Here is a 15573-nt window from a genome sequence, read left to right as displayed (position 1 = left end):
GATAAACCCTATTGGGTTTTAATTTTTTGGATTACGTTACATGCTTGTGAGGCATAGAAAGGTTATATACGACGCCTAAGATATCAAAGACGGTTTCTTATCATACCTATGGGATTTTCGTCCGTTTTTCTGTAAGAGATCAAACAGACGAAACAATATCTTTGTTAATTCTTTGGTGTCTTTTTGTAGAGATTCATAAATAAGTAGAAAATAATCTTTTATGATATAAATCGCTTTATATTCGCTTAATTCTCGTTTCTTCTTGATGAGAATTAATTGGCACATTTGAGACACAGAAGCTATTTTGAACGTAAGGGATTTGTAAGGAATAGGTAAGGAAAAAGAGATTTTCATTGTGTATGATGAAAATATAAAGAAGCATGAAAGGAGGAACAGATATAACTTATATATGAAAAACAAACCAGTTAATAAGAGTGTTTCATGGAAAAGAAATAATTTCTGAGGTTAACATACATGCAAAAAGAGGGATTTACCATTTATTAGGACAGAATGGAGCTTGTAAAAATAATCATTATGAAGATGATTACGAATTCAATGTTGACTTTTTATCATCGGTAGAGATGATAGCTGTGTGGTGAGTATGAAATATCAAGCAACCACCTATACAATATGAATAGAGGAGAGGAATGCCTTATGAAAACACGTAGTCAAATTACATTTGCAAGTCTGGCTCTTTTAATAGCTGGAAGTTCCCTGTTATATACAACGCCAGCCTCAATTGTAAAAGCAGAGCCCACTCAAAATGTATCTAGTTCGTTACAAACAAGCACTCAACGAGATCGTACTTCCGTCAAGCAAGCAATGCGGGATACATTGCAACTTGGATACCCGGGGATACTTGCTAAAACTTCTGAGGGTGGAAAAACGTGGAGTTATGCCGCTGGGATAGCGGATCTGAGAACCAAGAAACCAATGAAAACAGATTTTCGCTTTCGCATTGGCAGTGTGACGAAGACGTTCACAGCAACGGTTGTACTTCAATTAGTCGGAGAGAACCGCTTGAATCTAGACGATTACATCGAAAAATGGTTGCCTGGTGTCATTCAAGGAAACGGATATGATGGTAACCAGATTACTATCCGGCAGATATTGAACCATACAAGTGGTATCGCTGAATACTCAAGGTCAAAAGACGCTGACTTTACAGATACAAAAAAATCGTATACGGCTGAAGAGTTAGTGAAGATGGGGATTTCTCTGCCCCCAGACTTTGCCCCAGGAAAGGGCTGGTCTTATTCAAACACAGGATACGTATTACTAGGTATTCTTATTGAAAAAGTAACCGGAAACAGCTATGCGGAAGAGATTGAAAGTCGGATTATTGAACCGCTTGAATTGTCGAATACATTCCTACCTGGCAATTCAAGCGTTATTCCAGGCACCAAGCATGCCCGTGGATATGTCCAACCAGACGGAGTAAGTGAGCTAAAAGACGTTACTTATTATAACCCAAGTGCAGGTAGCTCAGCTGGAGATATGATTTCTACTGCTGACGACTTAAATAAATTCTTCTCTTACTTGCTCGGGGGTAAATTACTGAAAGAACAGCAACTAAAACAAATGCTTACTACAGTTCCTACAGGAAAAGAAGGAATCGATGGATATGGTCTTGGAATCTATGAAACTAAGCTTCCAAACGATGTCTCGATATGGGGACACACAGGTGGCATTCTAGGGTTTACTACTCTTGTTGGAGGTAAACTTGGAGGCAAGCATACGTTGGTCGTCAATTGGAATAGTTTGGGTAGAGCTGACAGTCCTAATCCTTTTAAAAATATTTTACTTGCTGAATTTAGCAAGTAGGCAAAAAAGAAAAACGGATAAATTTTGTCATATTTTTTATAGTTAAACAAATAAGTGATGAATTCGATTACTTATCTAAGGAGGCAATTCTCTCATGAAAAATAAACTATCTGGGGTGTTAGCCGCTACATTAGCGCTAACGATGATCCTACCAACAGGGGCGATAGCATCTTCAAGCAGTAAGACTCCGGTTGTAGCTAACCAAGAAGTTGCTAACCAAGAACTGGAGAAGATTGCGGCAGAGAAGGCTGCGCTACTCACGAAGTCCTATGGGACGACTAGCGTGCAGTATGCGCTAATTGATAATGGTAAACTTATTTTGTCGGGTCAGACAGGCAAGAACGATATGGAAGGAAAACAGCGGCTGAACAAAGATACTCTATATGGGATTGGTTCAGTCAGTAAAATGTATGCAACAGCGGCTGTAATGAAATTGGTCGACGAAGGAAAAGTCGATTTGGATGCTCCTGTCGTCCACTTTGTTCCTGATTTCAAGATGAAAGACGAGCGGTACAAACGCATTACGCCACGTATGCTGTTAAACCACTCCTCCGGCTTGCAAGGTTCCACGTTAAGTAATGCATTTTTATTTAACGATAATGATACCTATGCCCATGATGTCTTGATGCGGCAATTGTCCAACCAAAGCTTGAAGGCGGATCCTGGCGCGTTCTCGGTATACTGCAACGACGGCTTTACGCTGGCCGAGATTTTGGTGGAAAGAGTCAGCGGTATGAGCTTTACCGAATTTATACATCAACGGTTTACAGAACCCTTACAGCTGAATCATACGAAAACGCCGCAGGATAAATGGGAAGACGATAAGCGGGCTGGACTCTATTTTCCGGCGTACCAAGGGAAGCTTCCCATTGAATCGGTGAATGTGATTGGTTCGGGAGGGATCTCTTCCACGGCAGAAGATATGGTACGATTCTCACAATTATTTATGGGACAGGGAAAAGGGATCCTCTCTGATAAGGCAGTCAAGGCGATGGAGCAAGAGGAATATAAAAAAGGAATGTGGCCGGGGGATGGAGGTAATATTTTCAACTATGGTCTTGGCTGGGATAGTGTGAAACTATACCCATTCAGTGAATATGGGATAAAAAGCATGGCTAAGGGCGGCGATACAACACTGCAACATGCTATACTGGTCGTGCTTCCGGAACAGAAGATGGCAGTGGCTGTGTTGTCATCCGGCGGCCAAAGCTCTACAAATCAACTACTGGCAACTGAATTACTGCTCGCCGCGCTTAAAGAGAAGGGCACAATTAAGGACATCAAGCCAAACAAATCCTTTGGCAAGCCGGTCAAGGCCAAGATGCCTCAAGACGTGACGAAGAAAGCGGGCTTTTACGGCAATAGCGAAAGTCATTTCAAAATAGAAATTACGAAGAATGGAGAACTGTTCTTACCATCTAATCGAGAAGAAAAATATGTATATACTGCGAATGGAAGCTTTATTAATGAGAAGGGTACTTCCAAGCTCAACTTCGTCACTGAGAAGAATGGAAGCACTTATTTGAAGGAGAGCACATATAAATCGACGCCAGGCTTAGGGCAAAATGTGATGACTCACTATTTAGCCGAGAAACTAGAAGACAACGTGCTATCGAAGAAAACCGCTGCCGCATGGGCGAAGCGGGAAGGCGTCAAGTTCTATCTCGTGAACGAGAAATTTAGTTCTATTGAATATCTCGTTCAACCGAAACTTATTACCACACAAATTACTCGCAAGGAAGACCTGGAGGGCTATTGGGACGGCAGAAAAATTACAGGTCCGAACACCGCGGCGCATCAGCTCCAGATCCCCGTGATGAATGGCCGTGATACGACGGAAACTCATTTCTATACAGAAGGTGGCAGTGAATATATGGAGATGGCCGGATTGTTATATGTAAGTGGATCCAACGTAAAACCGCTTGATGCAGGCCAATCATCCAAAGTTACGCTACAAGCAAATGGGCATGCGAAATGGTTTACGATCCCACAAGCGACAGCAGGGAAAACGATGAGCGTGACGTTGTCATCGAAGAGTTCATTCGCGGTGTATGATGAGAAGGGAGTATGCGTCAATTTTACCGTTGTGAGCGGCAATAACAAAGTAAAATTGCCGAAAAACGGATCGGTTGTATTTGCTGGCGCGCCGAACTCGGAATTTGCAATCACGTTGAACTAGCTACAATTCAAGATGGACTTCAACAAAACCAGTACGACACAGAAAAGGTGTTTTGCTGGTTTTGTTTGTATTTACGCATTATCTTTACGAAGAGGCTTTCCACGAATAATATCACGCTCAAACTCTGCAAGAACAGCTATCATACCAACTTTTTAGCTGTTAAGAAACTTTGCAACAGAACCAGACATGTACTCCTTCATCACTAAAAACAGCCAGTTTTGATTTTAAATTTTTTTATTTATTGACTATGAAGTAACCACATAGTTTATAGTATGAATATTATTCCTTATAGGAGGCAATATAATTAGATGGATAGCTATAAGTTAACTAAAAGTGATGTAATTAAGATTTTTAATACTACGAAAGAAACACTTCGATTCTATGAAGAAAAAGGATTAGTTCAGCCAAAGGTAGGTAAAAATAACTATAGATTGTATGGAAATGAAGACCTACAAAGAATTAGCCAAATCTTCTTTTGTAAAGATATGGGTTTTTCAATTGAAGAAATTGATTTAGTAATAAATAAGAGAAATATAATAAACAATATGAATATCTTACAGAACAAAAAAATGAAATTGAAACTGAAATTCATCGATTTATGGAAGTGCAAAAGAAAATTACTAGGCTCCTAGATCTCCTTCAAAATAGAAGCAGAAATTTCAATAAAATTCAGAGTGTCTATTTTGAAGAAAGAAAATATTATCACATCAAAGGAGAAAATTTTAATAGTGTAAAATCCTTTTTTGATAAATTCCGTTCTATTTTTAAGCAAGGTGAACTTTTTCAAGAACAATTTATAACAATGTGTCCAATTAAGAATTTCTTCAATGATGATTTGGGACTTTCAGTTTATTATCCTATTTTGAATGATACAGAGATCGAGCATGTTGATATTCTTAGTATACCTGCAGGTAATTATCTTTGTGTTGATTACGTATGTACAGAAGGGCATATGGATGAAGCACGACGTCAAATATATACAAACATTAAAGACTATATAAAGAGAAATGGTTTACAGTTTAGATCATGTGATGTAATTGAATCAGATTTACACGGATTGAATCTGTTTTACCCAGAAGGACAGATAATTATGAATATGCAAATTCCTGTTGAAGAAAAATCGAAACACCAAGAGAAATGAGCATTTATTTATGCAACACAATTTACAAGAAAATTGGAAAAATCGGCTCTTTTATCAAAATGTGTTTAGTATGATTTTTTTAAAAAGTGCTGGTAGTCCACTTACTATAAAATCATAGAATCTCTTTAAATTAATACAAACTAAAGCCAATTTGCTTAGCGTGGGTTTTATGTCAATTGGTTGGCGGGGCCCCTACTATAATTGGGGTCTGTGTACATGCCCATCAAATTAATCTATTTTAATACTCCATTGCCATCAAGCTAAGACTTTAAAGTACTCTTTAAATGGAAATTTTGTGTTTTTTATAGCACCGAAGTTCATTTTTATCATTTTGGGGAAGAATGTGTTTCTTAACTTGATAGCGATGGGGTAGCACCAACAAAACACAAATTTCGTACGCTACGACAGCGTAACGATTTTATGCTACCAGTAAAAAACTGATTATTGAGAGCTCATAATCTGCGGGGGAGGGACACCCCCGCGAATTTAAGTTTCACTTTATAAAAAAGTAAGGGCCGGTACCGCTTGTTATTTGACTATTACTTTTCCATCCATTCCTTTCAAGTAGTGGAACCGACATATTAGTTCATATGTACCGGGAGTTTCAGGTTTTACGGTAATTGTTATTTCTTTTCCTGACGGGACTTCGGCGTCAATTCCGAGTTTTTTCACCGTGAAGGTATGTTCTCTATTTCCTTTGTTTTTCAATAGTAACGTCGTCGTTTTCCCAGCCGGAACAGTGATGATACTCGGATTAAAGTAATCATCATTCAATTCAACCTCAATAGGCTGTCTCACAACGTCGGATTCGGCAAATACATGGAGCGAACCTAAAGTAGTCATAACTACAATCATCGCAAGTGAAATGATTAATCCAGTTAATAGCTTTTTCACAGACATTCACAATCCCTCCTTTCCTAAGCACTAGTGTTTTCAAATTACTAAAATATTATCAATATAAATGGGGTTTAGGCGTGGCTTAAATAGTAATTCTTTCGGCAACTCCTACTAACCAAGTACTAACTGGAATAGGATTTGGGTAAATAAAAAAAGCCTCCACTACTGTGGAAGCTTCTCCAAATGATGTGCAATATCAATATACATATCGGAATAAACCGAATGGACTTCATTACTAGGCGCAGCGTTAGAAGAGAAGTGGACGATTACCATACTTGCTTTCGGATCAATGTAAAGAGTTTGTCCGTAACTGCCTAACACTTCGAAAGCACCTTGTTCATTGTGCGGAATCCACCATTGATTATGATAAGAAATGGAAGCACCATGACCAATTGCGAGCTCACCTTCTTGTACATTTTTCACACTTTCTGTAATAGAAGAAGGGACGATTTGTTTTCCGCTATATTGACCATTATTTAATAGTAATTGTCCGAACCTCGCCATATCTCTAGCAGTTGCATTTAAGCCAGCGCTTGCTTGTTCTACTTTTGTTTCATCTGTAACGTAATAAGCGTCTTCTTCCATACCAATGTGAGACCAAATTCGTTCGCTTACATTTTCAGCTAACGATTTCCCTGTAATCGTTCGGATAATCCAAGCGAGTGTTTCAGTTGATCCGTTATTGTAAGAAAAAGCTGAACCAGGTGGTGCAGTTTCTTCTGCTTCTAGTAACATATCATAAATTTTCATAGGCCCCTCGTAATTTTTACCTTGGGGTAAAATATTACTAGCTAAATATAGTTGTGCATCTTGATTTTCTAGTCCTAGCTGCATATATCCGTGAGTAGGGTATTCAGCGGAAACTTGCATGTCCAGTAATTGCTGAAGTGTTGCTTTTCCAAACGGTGTATTTTTTAATTCTTTTATGTAAGTGTCAGCTGTTTTCTCTACATCAATAAGATTTTCTTCAGCGAGAGATTGTATGATTGCACCAGTAAACACCTTTGCTAATGATGCCATTCCATGAGGTTCACTCTCGTTATATCCATTGAAATATCGTTCATAAACAAGTTGACCATTATGTACAACGACAAAAGCATCTGTTTTGTTTTCGTCTAAAAGTTTTTTTAGAGGAGTCTTATTTCCAAATCTACGCTCCACAGCAAAATCGTCTAAGTTTTGTAACGCGGTAGGGAAGGGAGCAACTTGATCAGGATTGTTTTTTACTTCATTTATTAAAGTGAATTCTTTCATATGTGTATACGACCAGCGTAAGTAAGGATCGTCTAACCAGTTTTCTTTTGTGACATTTGCTTTAGTGGGGGTCGTTTTATTATTTTTAAAAAAAGTAAACCCAAGCCCTGTAACTACGAATAGTAATACTAGTAACAGTAATAGCAGGGGAGATTTCTTTACATTCATATAGGTACCTCCTTTAGTTTCTATTATAAGTATACGCTCGTCTTAAAATAAATACAAAATAAGGAAAGTAAACGGGTAAGTTTACTTTCCTTATGAACGTTAAGCAGATATTTGTCCGTCTGTACTTTGTTTCTTGAATTTTTGTTTTCGTCCGTGTAATCCATAATATAGAAGTAAAGTGAACGCAACGATAATAGCTGCGATAAAATACATATTATGATAACTTGATTTGGCAGCGACTATACCTAAAATGAAAGAACCGAAGCCAATGCCACTATCAAAGAACGAGTAGTAAGTAGCTGTCGCAGAACCACGTCGATGGTTTGGAGCGGCAGAAATTGCAATCGTTTGGAAACTTGGAATTAATGTTCCGTATCCTAAACCGATTAACATACCTGCGCCAAGGAACCAAAATGAAGTTTGCGCTTGGCTTAAAATGAACATCCCAATTGTGAAAATAATAATAGCGGGATAGATAAGTACATTTTCACCGAAACGATCAAATATTTTCCCTGTAAATGGACGAGAAATAACCACAACAAGTGCGTATAAAATAAAGAAGTAACTTGCAATTTCGCTTAAACCGAGTTCTTTCGCATAAATAGGAATAAAGGATAAAATGCCACTATAAGAAAAGGCTAAAACAAATCCTGTTAGAGCGATTGGAATAGAAGATGGTTCAATTAAGTCTTTCCATTTCATTTTTTCTCGTTTTTGTTTGTTTACTGGTGCTTCATGCGGAATATTGACTAGTAATCCTAATAAAAATGCGAGTAATGAAAATACTGAACAAACGATAAATAGTACAGTAAATGAAAAATGAGAAATAATTGTTAAACCTAAAAAAGGACCAATTACCATCGGTAGACTCATAAATACGCCGTAATAAGCAAGTGCTTCGCCGCGTCTATGAGCTGGTGCTACATCAGTTACAATTGTTCCAGTTGCTGTTGTTGCCATTCCGAATCCAATACCATGTAAGAAGCGAAGGGCAAGTAATAAAAATAAACTTTGCGTACCGAAATACATAACAGTAGCGGCTAAAAATAGTGAAAGTGAAATAAATAATATTTTCTTTCTTCCTAAATCATCGAGCCATTTTCCTGTGAATGGTCTACATAAAACAGATGAAATAAGAAAAACAGTTGCAACTAAACCAATTTCCTCAGGTTTTCCTTTTAGGCTGTCTATAACATAGACAGGCAGAGTAGTCATAAGCATGTAAAATGTTAAAAAGAGAAACAGACTACTAAAACAAGTTCCGAGGAAATCCTTCGTCCAAAGTTTTTCACTTTGCATCGTCATCCCTCCATATTAATGATCCAAATTTTTGATAATTTGTTGTAACAATTGAAAAGCTTCATGTAAGTCTTCTTCTTTAATACCTTCTAGCGTCTTTTCTTCAAAGGAATCAACTTCTTCTTGCCATACTGGAATCATTTTTAGTGCAGTATCAGATAATGAAATCAACTTTTCACGGCGATCTTTTCCTTCAGTACGAATAATCCAGCCCATCGTTTCCATACGTGTTAACGTACGAGTCATCGTTGGTGATTCAACATTTAAATATTGACATAATTCTGTTTGGGTACAAGATCCAGTTTGATTAATGCGGAAAATAACAGCCCATTGCGCACTAAATAATCCTGTTGGAGATACACGTTCATTAAATTTCTTCGTAAACTTACGAGAAGTTTGACTGACAATGTGGAAAAAATGTTGTTTTTCGTCCATGTATTTTGATCCTTTCAAATTAGTTACCTAGCTAACTATATACCTTTTTATTTTACTTGTCTAGTAATAGACATGTTGTTTTATGTGGAAATTTCGTATAGATTTTGTATTGAGAACGTACATTCTACATGGTATTCTTTAATTAAGTAAAGAATTTTCTTTCTATTAAATAGAATGGGGGAACTTGTGATGATTAAGCCTGCAACAATGGAGTTTGTTTCACTATCGAACGGAGAAACGATTGCGTATCAGGAAGTTGGAAGGCAAAATACAGAAATTCTTGTACTCATTCACGGGAACATGACATCGTCACAACACTGGGATTTAGTTATTGAAAAGTTGCAAGATCAATACCATATTTACGCTCTTGATTTAAGAGGATTTGGCCAATCAACATATAATCAATCGATAGATTCATTACAAGACTTTGCAAGAGATGTAAAACTATTTATCGATCAATTAAAACTAGAAAAATTTTCATTAATGGGCTGGTCAATGGGCGGTGGTGTTGCGATGCAATTTACAGCGAATCATCCAACATTTGTCGAAAAGTTGATTTTAGTAGAATCAGTGGGAATGAAGGGATATCCAATTTTTAAAAAAGATATTAACGGGCAACCGATCGTATCAAGTTTAGTAAAGACGAAAGAAGAAATCGCGCAAGATCCCGTACAAATTGCTCCAGTGCTAGATGCGATAAAAAATATGAATAAATTATATTACCGTACAGTATGGAATCTATTAATATATACACATAATCAACCTGAACCGGATCGTTATGAAAAGTATTTAGATGATATGTTAACGCAACGTAATTTCGTAGATGTGAATTATGCGCTCATTACATTTAATATTTCGGATGAACATAACGGGGTTGTAGAGGGAAATAAGCAAATTCATCATATTAAAGCTCCAACACTCGTCATACAAGGTGACAGAGATTACGTCGTACCGCAAGTAGTCGGTGAGGAATTAGCAAAACATTTGCCAAATGCAGAGTTGAAGATATTAGAAGATTGCGGACACTCACCGTTTATAGATTGTTTAGATGTATTTATAAAACATGTAGAGGATTGGTTAGACAATAAATAATTCCCGAAATATAAAACTTGCATATACTATAGCATTTGTATGTATAAGGGGAGAGAGTCAATGCATAATCCATTTTTAATATATCATTCTCCATATAATGATCATCAATATATAAAAATGATTATAAATCCGATGTATATGCAAGTTTCACCAGCTGTAGTTCCTTTGCAAGTGCAGCAATCAATGGTCCATACACATCCGATTTTATTTGGGCCTTCATTTTATGAAAATCCATATTTTAAGCATTTTCATTACAATGTGAAAGCGCAAGTATGGGAAGGATAAGAAGCTAAAAGGTTCATTCTTTTAGCTTCTTTTTTATTATGAATATTCGTACACGCATTTGAAGAAACAGTTTATAATGAAAAGTGGAAAGCGTGAGAAGGAGAGGGAAAGGGATGTCGATGCGTTTTACTTTTTGGATTATGGTTGGAATTGTAGCAATCTCAGGTTTGTCACAAGGGATGCTTTTACCTGCCATTGCAATGATTTTTGAACAAGAAGGGGTTAGTTCAAGTATTAACGGTATTCATGCGACGGCATTATATATTGGGATATTAGTTATTTCACCGTTTCTTGAAAAACCGATGCAAAAGTTTGGAATGAAGCCAATTATCGTTATTGGTGGGTTTCTCGTTATTATTTCATTATTCTTTTTTACACAAATTTTTTCATTTTGGGTATGGTTCGTTCTTAGATTTCTAGTTGGAGTCGGAGATCATATGCTTCATGTCGGAACACAAACATGGATTACGACAACATCAGACCCGAGTAAAATAGGTAGACAAGTATCGATATACGGTGTATTCTTCGGAATGGGTTTCGCAGTTGGCCCGTATTTAGCAAGCACTGTTCAGTACGGTCTTGCAACACCATTTATCGTATCTACTATACTTTGCTTAATAGGATGGCTTTTACTACTACCAACGAAAAATGCATTTCCAGCACAAGATGAGGCAAAAACTGAAAGTAAATCATCCTTTTCTCGTTATAAACAAGTCGTTGGATTAGCTTGGATTGCGCTAATTGGTCCGCTCGCATACGGCGTACTTGAAGCGATGTTAAATAGTAACTTACCAGTATACGCACTTCGCAAAGGATGGTCTGTATCGGAAGTTTCCTTCTTATTACCAGCATTCGCAGTTGGGGGCATTATTACACAAATCCCGCTCGGTATATTAAGTGATAAATACGGGAGAGACCGTATTTTAACGTGGACGTTCAGTGTAAGTACGGGCATTTTCCTACTTGCAGCAGTATTTGATCAATATTACTGGATCGTCTTTGCATGTATGCTTATAGCAGGTATGGTCATTGGCTCGTGCTTCTCACTAGGGCTTGGATTTATGACAGATTTATTACCGAGACACTTACTACCAGCGGGTAATATATTATCCGGAATCGCCTTTAGTATAGGAAGTATTATGGGACCTGTATTAGGAGGCGTATTTATAGAAAAAATACAGTATACAAGCTTTTTTATTGCGGTTATGATTATAATGGGAATTCTCGCAATGGTATATATGGTCTACATGAAGAATCAATTCGCATCAAGAAAAATAGAAAGTAGGTTAGGGCATGACAAAACAACCTAATAAAAAGAAATTTGAAGTACTCGAAAACGAAACAATTACAGACTGCTTAGCGCGTATGGAACAAGAAGGATATGCACCGTCTCGTCGCATGGAAGAACCAATCTTTCATGAAGTGAAGAAAAACGGCAAAACAGAAGTTGAACCATGCGGTAGAAAAATTGTTTTTGAGGGGAAATTGAAGTAATCAAATAACAGATTTTCTTTTTGATACAGAACAAGCCATCCAATTCATCCTCTATGAATTGGATGGCTTGTTTTTTTACACTTGATCAGTGAAGGAAAATATATTTTCTGGGAAGAACGAAAAGACATGCCCAATTCTTCTAAATCCTGTTTTCTAGACTGTAGCTTCATGTAGAAAACTTTGCAACAGAGCCTTTATTTATTGTTTTTGCTAAAACTTATGTACAATTCACAGTGCGAAACAACACATATAAAATGCCACTTCCTTTTTCATTTCTCCTAATTGGCTTCTTTCTATGGATCGCAGAAAATATTGCTACTTTTTTCGTATATTGATAAAATAAGTTCTTGGGTCTTACTTGTTGTTATCAGTATAATGATTGTCGCTCAACTTAAAGAAATTAGTTACACAGATTTCGCACTATCTAAAGAGGGGACGGCAGCGATTCCCTCTTTTTGGAGCCACTCACAAACGTAAAGCAAGAGAGGAGGCTATATGAACTATTCTCCTCTCTTGTTTAGATTAACCAGCTACTACAATTGGAACAGGTATATCAAGTTCAATATCTGGAGGATGTTGATTGGAACCTATTCGACATCCTGGTGGATAATGTTTTTCTAGCAATCTATCAATTCTGATGGAATCGATAGATTGTTAGAAAGTGGAAAAAATATCCGTATATTCCGAAGCAGATGTAACAGAGTGTCCTTCCATAATTAAGTGTAAAACCAAAATACGTTGTTTTAAAAAGTTATTTGTTAGAACTGGTTATAAGTAATAAAACAGAAAAGAGGATTACATGTTACATAATTTACAGAGAAGTAAAAGAATTTTTTTATTATGTCTTATTTTTTTAGTGCTTTTAACCGCTTGTGGTAATACGGATGTTAAGACATCTAAAGCTTCATTACCACCGGCTCAATCAAATATAGATAAATCCTTAAAAGCACCAAATTGGGTAGATAAAAGTCCTATTCAACAATCTCCTAATTTTACGGAAGATAAAAAAGTAAAATCGGTTGTGAATTTAATAGCAACGGGTGATAATTTATACCATGACGCAGTAATTAAAGATGGCAAACAAAAAGACGGTTCATATGATTATAACTATATTTATGAAAATATCAAAAAAGCTGTTAAATCAAGTGATCTTGCTATAGTGAACCAGGAGACCCCGATTGCAGGAAATAATTTAAAAGTACAGGGATATCCTACTTTCAATACACCTGAAGAAGTAGGTCAATCTTTAGTGGATACTGGATTCAATATAGTGACTCAAGCGACAAATCACGCTATGGATATGGGTATTAAAGGTGTTGCGAATACAAGAGAATACTGGAAGAAATATCCGGATGTTATCCCGGTAGGCATTAATGAGAGTCAAAACGAGCGCAATGAAATAAAAACGATTACAAAAAATGGGATTCGTTTTGCATTACTTAATTATACATATGGTACGAATGGAATTAAAATTCCAGCTGATAAGTCTTGGGCATTAAATTTAATTGATAAAAAAGCGATACAAAATGATGTGGAAAAGGCAAAGAGTAGTTCTGATATGGTGATTGTTATGGTGCATTGGGGAGTTGAATATACCTCTACACCTTCAAAACAACAAAAAGAAGTTGCTCAATATTTAACAGATTTAGGTGTAGATGTAGTAATTGGAAATCATCCACATGTAATTCAACCAATTGAGTGGAAACAAAATAAAGATGGACATCAAACGCTAATCTATTATTCTCTTGGAAATCTTATTTCTGCTCAAGAAAAATTAGAAACATTGGTTGGAGGATTATCTTATATACAATTTGTTAAGTATGAAGATAAAACTTTTGGTATACGACAAGCGGCACTCGTACCGACAGTAACCGACTATGCTGATGGTAAGAAACAATTTAAAATTCAATTTTTAAAAGATTATTCGGATGAAAATTCTAAAAATCATGGGATTAAAAAATTTGTAGGTCCCGTTTCTTTGAAGGATTTCAAGGATATTCCTAGAGATGTGTTGGGAAATTGGTATAAAGACTAATAAACAAAAAGGGAATGAGATACAATTAAAAAATTTATAATTTTAGCATTGGTATTGACATTGGGATGGAGCCTTGCTGCTTGTAGTGGAAAACAAACATCTCAGGAAACTACTAATAATAACGATAAAAATAAAAATGAGATAAATGCGAATAAAAAAGATGTTTTACCTTTCTCTGATCTTAATGATTGGAGAATTATTCTTGTAAATAGAGAACATATGTTATCAAAGGAACTAGGGATTGAATTAACAAGTATCACTCAAAATGCTAAGCCAAATATGAAAATCGATAGCAGAATTGCAACTTCCTATCAGGATATGGTAACAGCTGCAAAAAAAGAGGGAATCAATCTTTATTTAAGATCAGGTTATCGAGCTATAAAATTACAACAAACTTATTATGATGCTTCAGTTAAAAGCTTTAAATCTCAAGGTTTGTCGGATAAAGAGGCTAGTGCTAAGGCATTGGAATATCTTCAGTATCCTGGTGCAAGTGAACATCACACTGGATTAGCATTAGACATTATTTCAGTTGAATGGCAGAATACTGTAGAAGATTTAAATGCAAAATTTGAAACGACTGATGCATTCAAATGGTTAGATAAGAATGCTGCAGAGTATGGGTTTATTCTCCGCTATCCAAAAGATAAAGAGAATATTACTGGCATTAAGTATGAGCCATGGCATTATCGTTATGTAGGAAAAGAAGTTGCTGTTTATCTAAAAGAAAAAGGATTAACTTTAGAAGAGTATTGCGAAAAAATTAATCCTAGCAAGTAAAAATACAATTTGCTTCTATTAAAAAGCCAGTGGACATATTTCCTTTCCTCAAAGGAAAAAATTATGTACTGCTACGGGAAAAGGCGGATCTAGAGGATGTGTGAACCTTCCTTCTAGTATTGCGAATACTGTGTATCATAATTTAAGCACGTATGAACCGGTTATCGTGTACTAGTAAATAGCAACTTCGTGTGAAGCGATGTATGTATGAAGAACTTAAATGTATAAAAGAAGCAGTGAAAAAGGATCTGATATTCATATCAGATCCTTTTTCATTCGTAACATAGAATAGTTGATTACTGTATCTGCTTAACTAAGCTTTAGAGACTGCCTGCTTTCGAGATGTTACAACATTAACCTCGCCATCTTTTTTGTTTTGGATGGTCGCTTTTCTTAGCTTACTAGATATGTGGAGGTAGCCGGAACACTGCGCTTGGCAGTGTTTTTTTATTATTTCTGCACATAAATATATAGTCATATTGATCCCAGTTTCATTTTATTGAAGAAAAGTGCGACAGCTTTTTATCCCGCTATTTGAGGGCAGTAAAACTCCCACCTCAAAATTCAGCAGGAGATGAACAAAACCCCCACTGATTAAAGTTTCACTTTATAAAATATGGAAATGTTAAAATCCCTTTGATAGAATAGCAATATGCAAAAATAATTATTTATAAATTCTCAATGTAATGA

At 36.3% G+C, this 15573-nt stretch carries 14 protein-coding genes and 2 pseudogenes; 11 read left to right on the top strand and 5 right to left on the bottom strand.

The genetic code is table 11. From position 1 onward, the window contains the following. Positions 1 to 31 precede the first annotated feature (31 nt). Positions 32 to 288, bottom strand: a pseudogene (locus NSQ08_RS14915) (IS4 family transposase); the annotation flags it as partial. Positions 289 to 654: 366 nt separating this feature from the next. On the opposite strand from NSQ08_RS14915, the gene NSQ08_RS14905 reads away from it, so the two are divergent. From NSQ08_RS14905 to NSQ08_RS14890, 4 genes are all read left to right on the top strand, one after another. Continuing rightward, the gene (locus tag NSQ08_RS14905; protein WP_340776400.1) at positions 655 to 1824 is read left to right on the top strand and encodes a serine hydrolase domain-containing protein; all 1170 of its coding nucleotides are present in this window, start codon (positions 655 to 657) and stop codon (positions 1822 to 1824) included. A 94-nt stretch (positions 1825 to 1918) separates the two neighbouring features. Further along, entirely contained in the window at positions 1919 to 4003 is a 2085-nt protein-coding gene (locus tag NSQ08_RS14900; RefSeq protein ID WP_002035327.1) for a serine hydrolase domain-containing protein, read from the top strand. Between the two features lie 308 nt (positions 4004 to 4311). Beyond that, positions 4312 to 4635, top strand: coding sequence for a MerR family transcriptional regulator (locus NSQ08_RS14895; RefSeq protein ID WP_340776394.1), 324 nt, complete (start codon positions 4312 to 4314; stop codon positions 4633 to 4635). Further along, positions 4602 to 5144: a hypothetical protein gene (locus NSQ08_RS14890; RefSeq protein ID WP_340776392.1), complete on the top strand. Its 543-nt coding sequence runs from the start codon at positions 4602 to 4604 to the stop codon at positions 5142 to 5144. The genes NSQ08_RS14895 and NSQ08_RS14890 overlap by 34 nt, the downstream gene beginning before the upstream one ends. A gap of 528 nt (positions 5145 to 5672) precedes the next feature. On the opposite strand, the gene NSQ08_RS14885 is transcribed toward NSQ08_RS14890, so the two are convergent. The 4 genes from NSQ08_RS14885 to NSQ08_RS14870 all read right to left on the bottom strand — a co-directional run bounded on the left by NSQ08_RS14885 (position 5673) and on the right by NSQ08_RS14870 (position 9197). Next, a complete protein-coding gene (locus NSQ08_RS14885) occupies positions 5673 to 6044 on the bottom strand; it encodes a cupredoxin domain-containing protein (protein WP_002185405.1) in 372 nt (123 codons plus the stop codon). A 159-nt stretch (positions 6045 to 6203) separates the two neighbouring features. Next, positions 6204 to 7463 carry a serine hydrolase domain-containing protein gene (locus tag NSQ08_RS14880; protein ID WP_340776387.1) on the bottom strand — a complete coding sequence of 420 codons (1260 nt, stop codon included), beginning with the start codon at positions 7461 to 7463 and terminating at the stop codon, positions 6204 to 6206. A gap of 99 nt (positions 7464 to 7562) precedes the next feature. Beyond that, positions 7563 to 8762 carry an MFS transporter gene (locus NSQ08_RS14875; protein ID WP_002128166.1) on the bottom strand — a complete coding sequence of 400 codons (1200 nt, stop codon included), beginning with the start codon at positions 8760 to 8762 and terminating at the stop codon, positions 7563 to 7565. Positions 8763 to 8777: 15 nt separating this feature from the next. Continuing rightward, positions 8778 to 9197, bottom strand: a complete 420-nt coding sequence (locus tag NSQ08_RS14870) for a MarR family winged helix-turn-helix transcriptional regulator (RefSeq protein ID WP_002033056.1) — start codon at positions 9195 to 9197, stop codon at positions 8778 to 8780. 174 nt (positions 9198 to 9371) lie between these two features. Between NSQ08_RS14870 and phaZ the strand changes: the two genes are divergently transcribed. The 7 genes and pseudogenes from phaZ to NSQ08_RS14835 all read left to right on the top strand — a co-directional run bounded on the left by phaZ (position 9372) and on the right by NSQ08_RS14835 (position 14883). Continuing rightward, entirely contained in the window at positions 9372 to 10289 is a 918-nt protein-coding gene (gene phaZ, locus NSQ08_RS14865) for an intracellular short-chain-length polyhydroxyalkanoate depolymerase (protein WP_002013809.1), read from the top strand. Positions 10290 to 10349: 60 nt separating this feature from the next. Further along, a complete protein-coding gene (locus NSQ08_RS14860; RefSeq protein WP_002013808.1) occupies positions 10350 to 10574 on the top strand; it encodes a hypothetical protein in 225 nt (74 codons plus the stop codon). Positions 10575 to 10687: 113 nt separating this feature from the next. Further along, a complete protein-coding gene (locus tag NSQ08_RS14855) occupies positions 10688 to 11884 on the top strand; it encodes an MFS transporter (RefSeq protein ID WP_340776379.1) in 1197 nt (398 codons plus the stop codon). Further along, on the top strand, positions 11868 to 12068 hold the full coding sequence (locus NSQ08_RS14850) for an NETI motif-containing protein (RefSeq protein WP_000166305.1): 201 nt from the start codon (positions 11868 to 11870) through the stop codon (positions 12066 to 12068). The genes NSQ08_RS14855 and NSQ08_RS14850 overlap by 17 nt, the downstream gene beginning before the upstream one ends. Positions 12069 to 12253: 185 nt before the next feature. Then, positions 12254 to 12545 (top strand): annotated as a pseudogene (locus tag NSQ08_RS14845) (DUF817 family protein); the annotation flags it as partial. 322 nt (positions 12546 to 12867) lie between these two features. Next, complete coding sequence (locus NSQ08_RS14840; protein WP_063218236.1) at positions 12868 to 14103, top strand: CapA family protein; 1236 nt, start codon at positions 12868 to 12870, stop codon at positions 14101 to 14103. Positions 14104 to 14151: 48 nt separating this feature from the next. After that, a complete protein-coding gene (locus NSQ08_RS14835) occupies positions 14152 to 14883 on the top strand; it encodes a M15 family metallopeptidase (RefSeq protein WP_340776373.1) in 732 nt (243 codons plus the stop codon). The last annotated feature ends 690 nt before the right edge of the window (positions 14884 to 15573 follow it).

This window comes from Bacillus sp. FSL E2-8887, from assembly GCF_038007205.1.
In the GTDB taxonomy this organism is placed as follows: Bacteria; Bacillota; Bacilli; order Bacillales; family Bacillaceae_G; genus Bacillus_A; species Bacillus_A mycoides.
The sequence above is the reverse complement of the archived record's forward strand: the minus strand, read 5'-3'. Positions and strand labels throughout refer to the sequence as shown.

Excerpts from the sequence above, each read along its gene's own strand:
- NSQ08_RS14905 (WP_340776400.1), top strand. The coding sequence starts at position 655 with ATGAAAACACGTAGTCAAATTACATTTGCAAGTCTGGCTCTTTTAATA.
- NSQ08_RS14900 (WP_002035327.1), top strand. The coding sequence starts at position 1,919 with ATGAAAAATAAACTATCTGGGGTGTTAGCCGCTACATTAGCGCTAACG.
- NSQ08_RS14895 (WP_340776394.1), top strand. The coding sequence starts at position 4,312 with ATGGATAGCTATAAGTTAACTAAAAGTGATGTAATTAAGATTTTTAAT.
- NSQ08_RS14890 (WP_340776392.1), top strand. The coding sequence starts at position 4,602 with ATGGAAGTGCAAAAGAAAATTACTAGGCTCCTAGATCTCCTTCAAAAT.
- NSQ08_RS14885 (WP_002185405.1), bottom strand. The coding sequence starts at position 6,044 with ATGTCTGTGAAAAAGCTATTAACTGGATTAATCATTTCACTTGCGATG.
- NSQ08_RS14880 (WP_340776387.1), bottom strand. The coding sequence starts at position 7,463 with ATGAATGTAAAGAAATCTCCCCTGCTATTACTGTTACTAGTATTACTA.
- NSQ08_RS14875 (WP_002128166.1), bottom strand. The coding sequence starts at position 8,762 with ATGCAAAGTGAAAAACTTTGGACGAAGGATTTCCTCGGAACTTGTTTT.
- NSQ08_RS14870 (WP_002033056.1), bottom strand. The coding sequence starts at position 9,197 with ATGGACGAAAAACAACATTTTTTCCACATTGTCAGTCAAACTTCTCGT.
- phaZ (WP_002013809.1), top strand. The coding sequence starts at position 9,372 with ATGGGGGAACTTGTGATGATTAAGCCTGCAACAATGGAGTTTGTTTCA.
- NSQ08_RS14860 (WP_002013808.1), top strand. The coding sequence starts at position 10,350 with ATGCATAATCCATTTTTAATATATCATTCTCCATATAATGATCATCAA.
- NSQ08_RS14855 (WP_340776379.1), top strand. The coding sequence starts at position 10,688 with ATGTCGATGCGTTTTACTTTTTGGATTATGGTTGGAATTGTAGCAATC.
- NSQ08_RS14850 (WP_000166305.1), top strand. The coding sequence starts at position 11,868 with ATGACAAAACAACCTAATAAAAAGAAATTTGAAGTACTCGAAAACGAA.
- NSQ08_RS14840 (WP_063218236.1), top strand. The coding sequence starts at position 12,868 with ATGTTACATAATTTACAGAGAAGTAAAAGAATTTTTTTATTATGTCTT.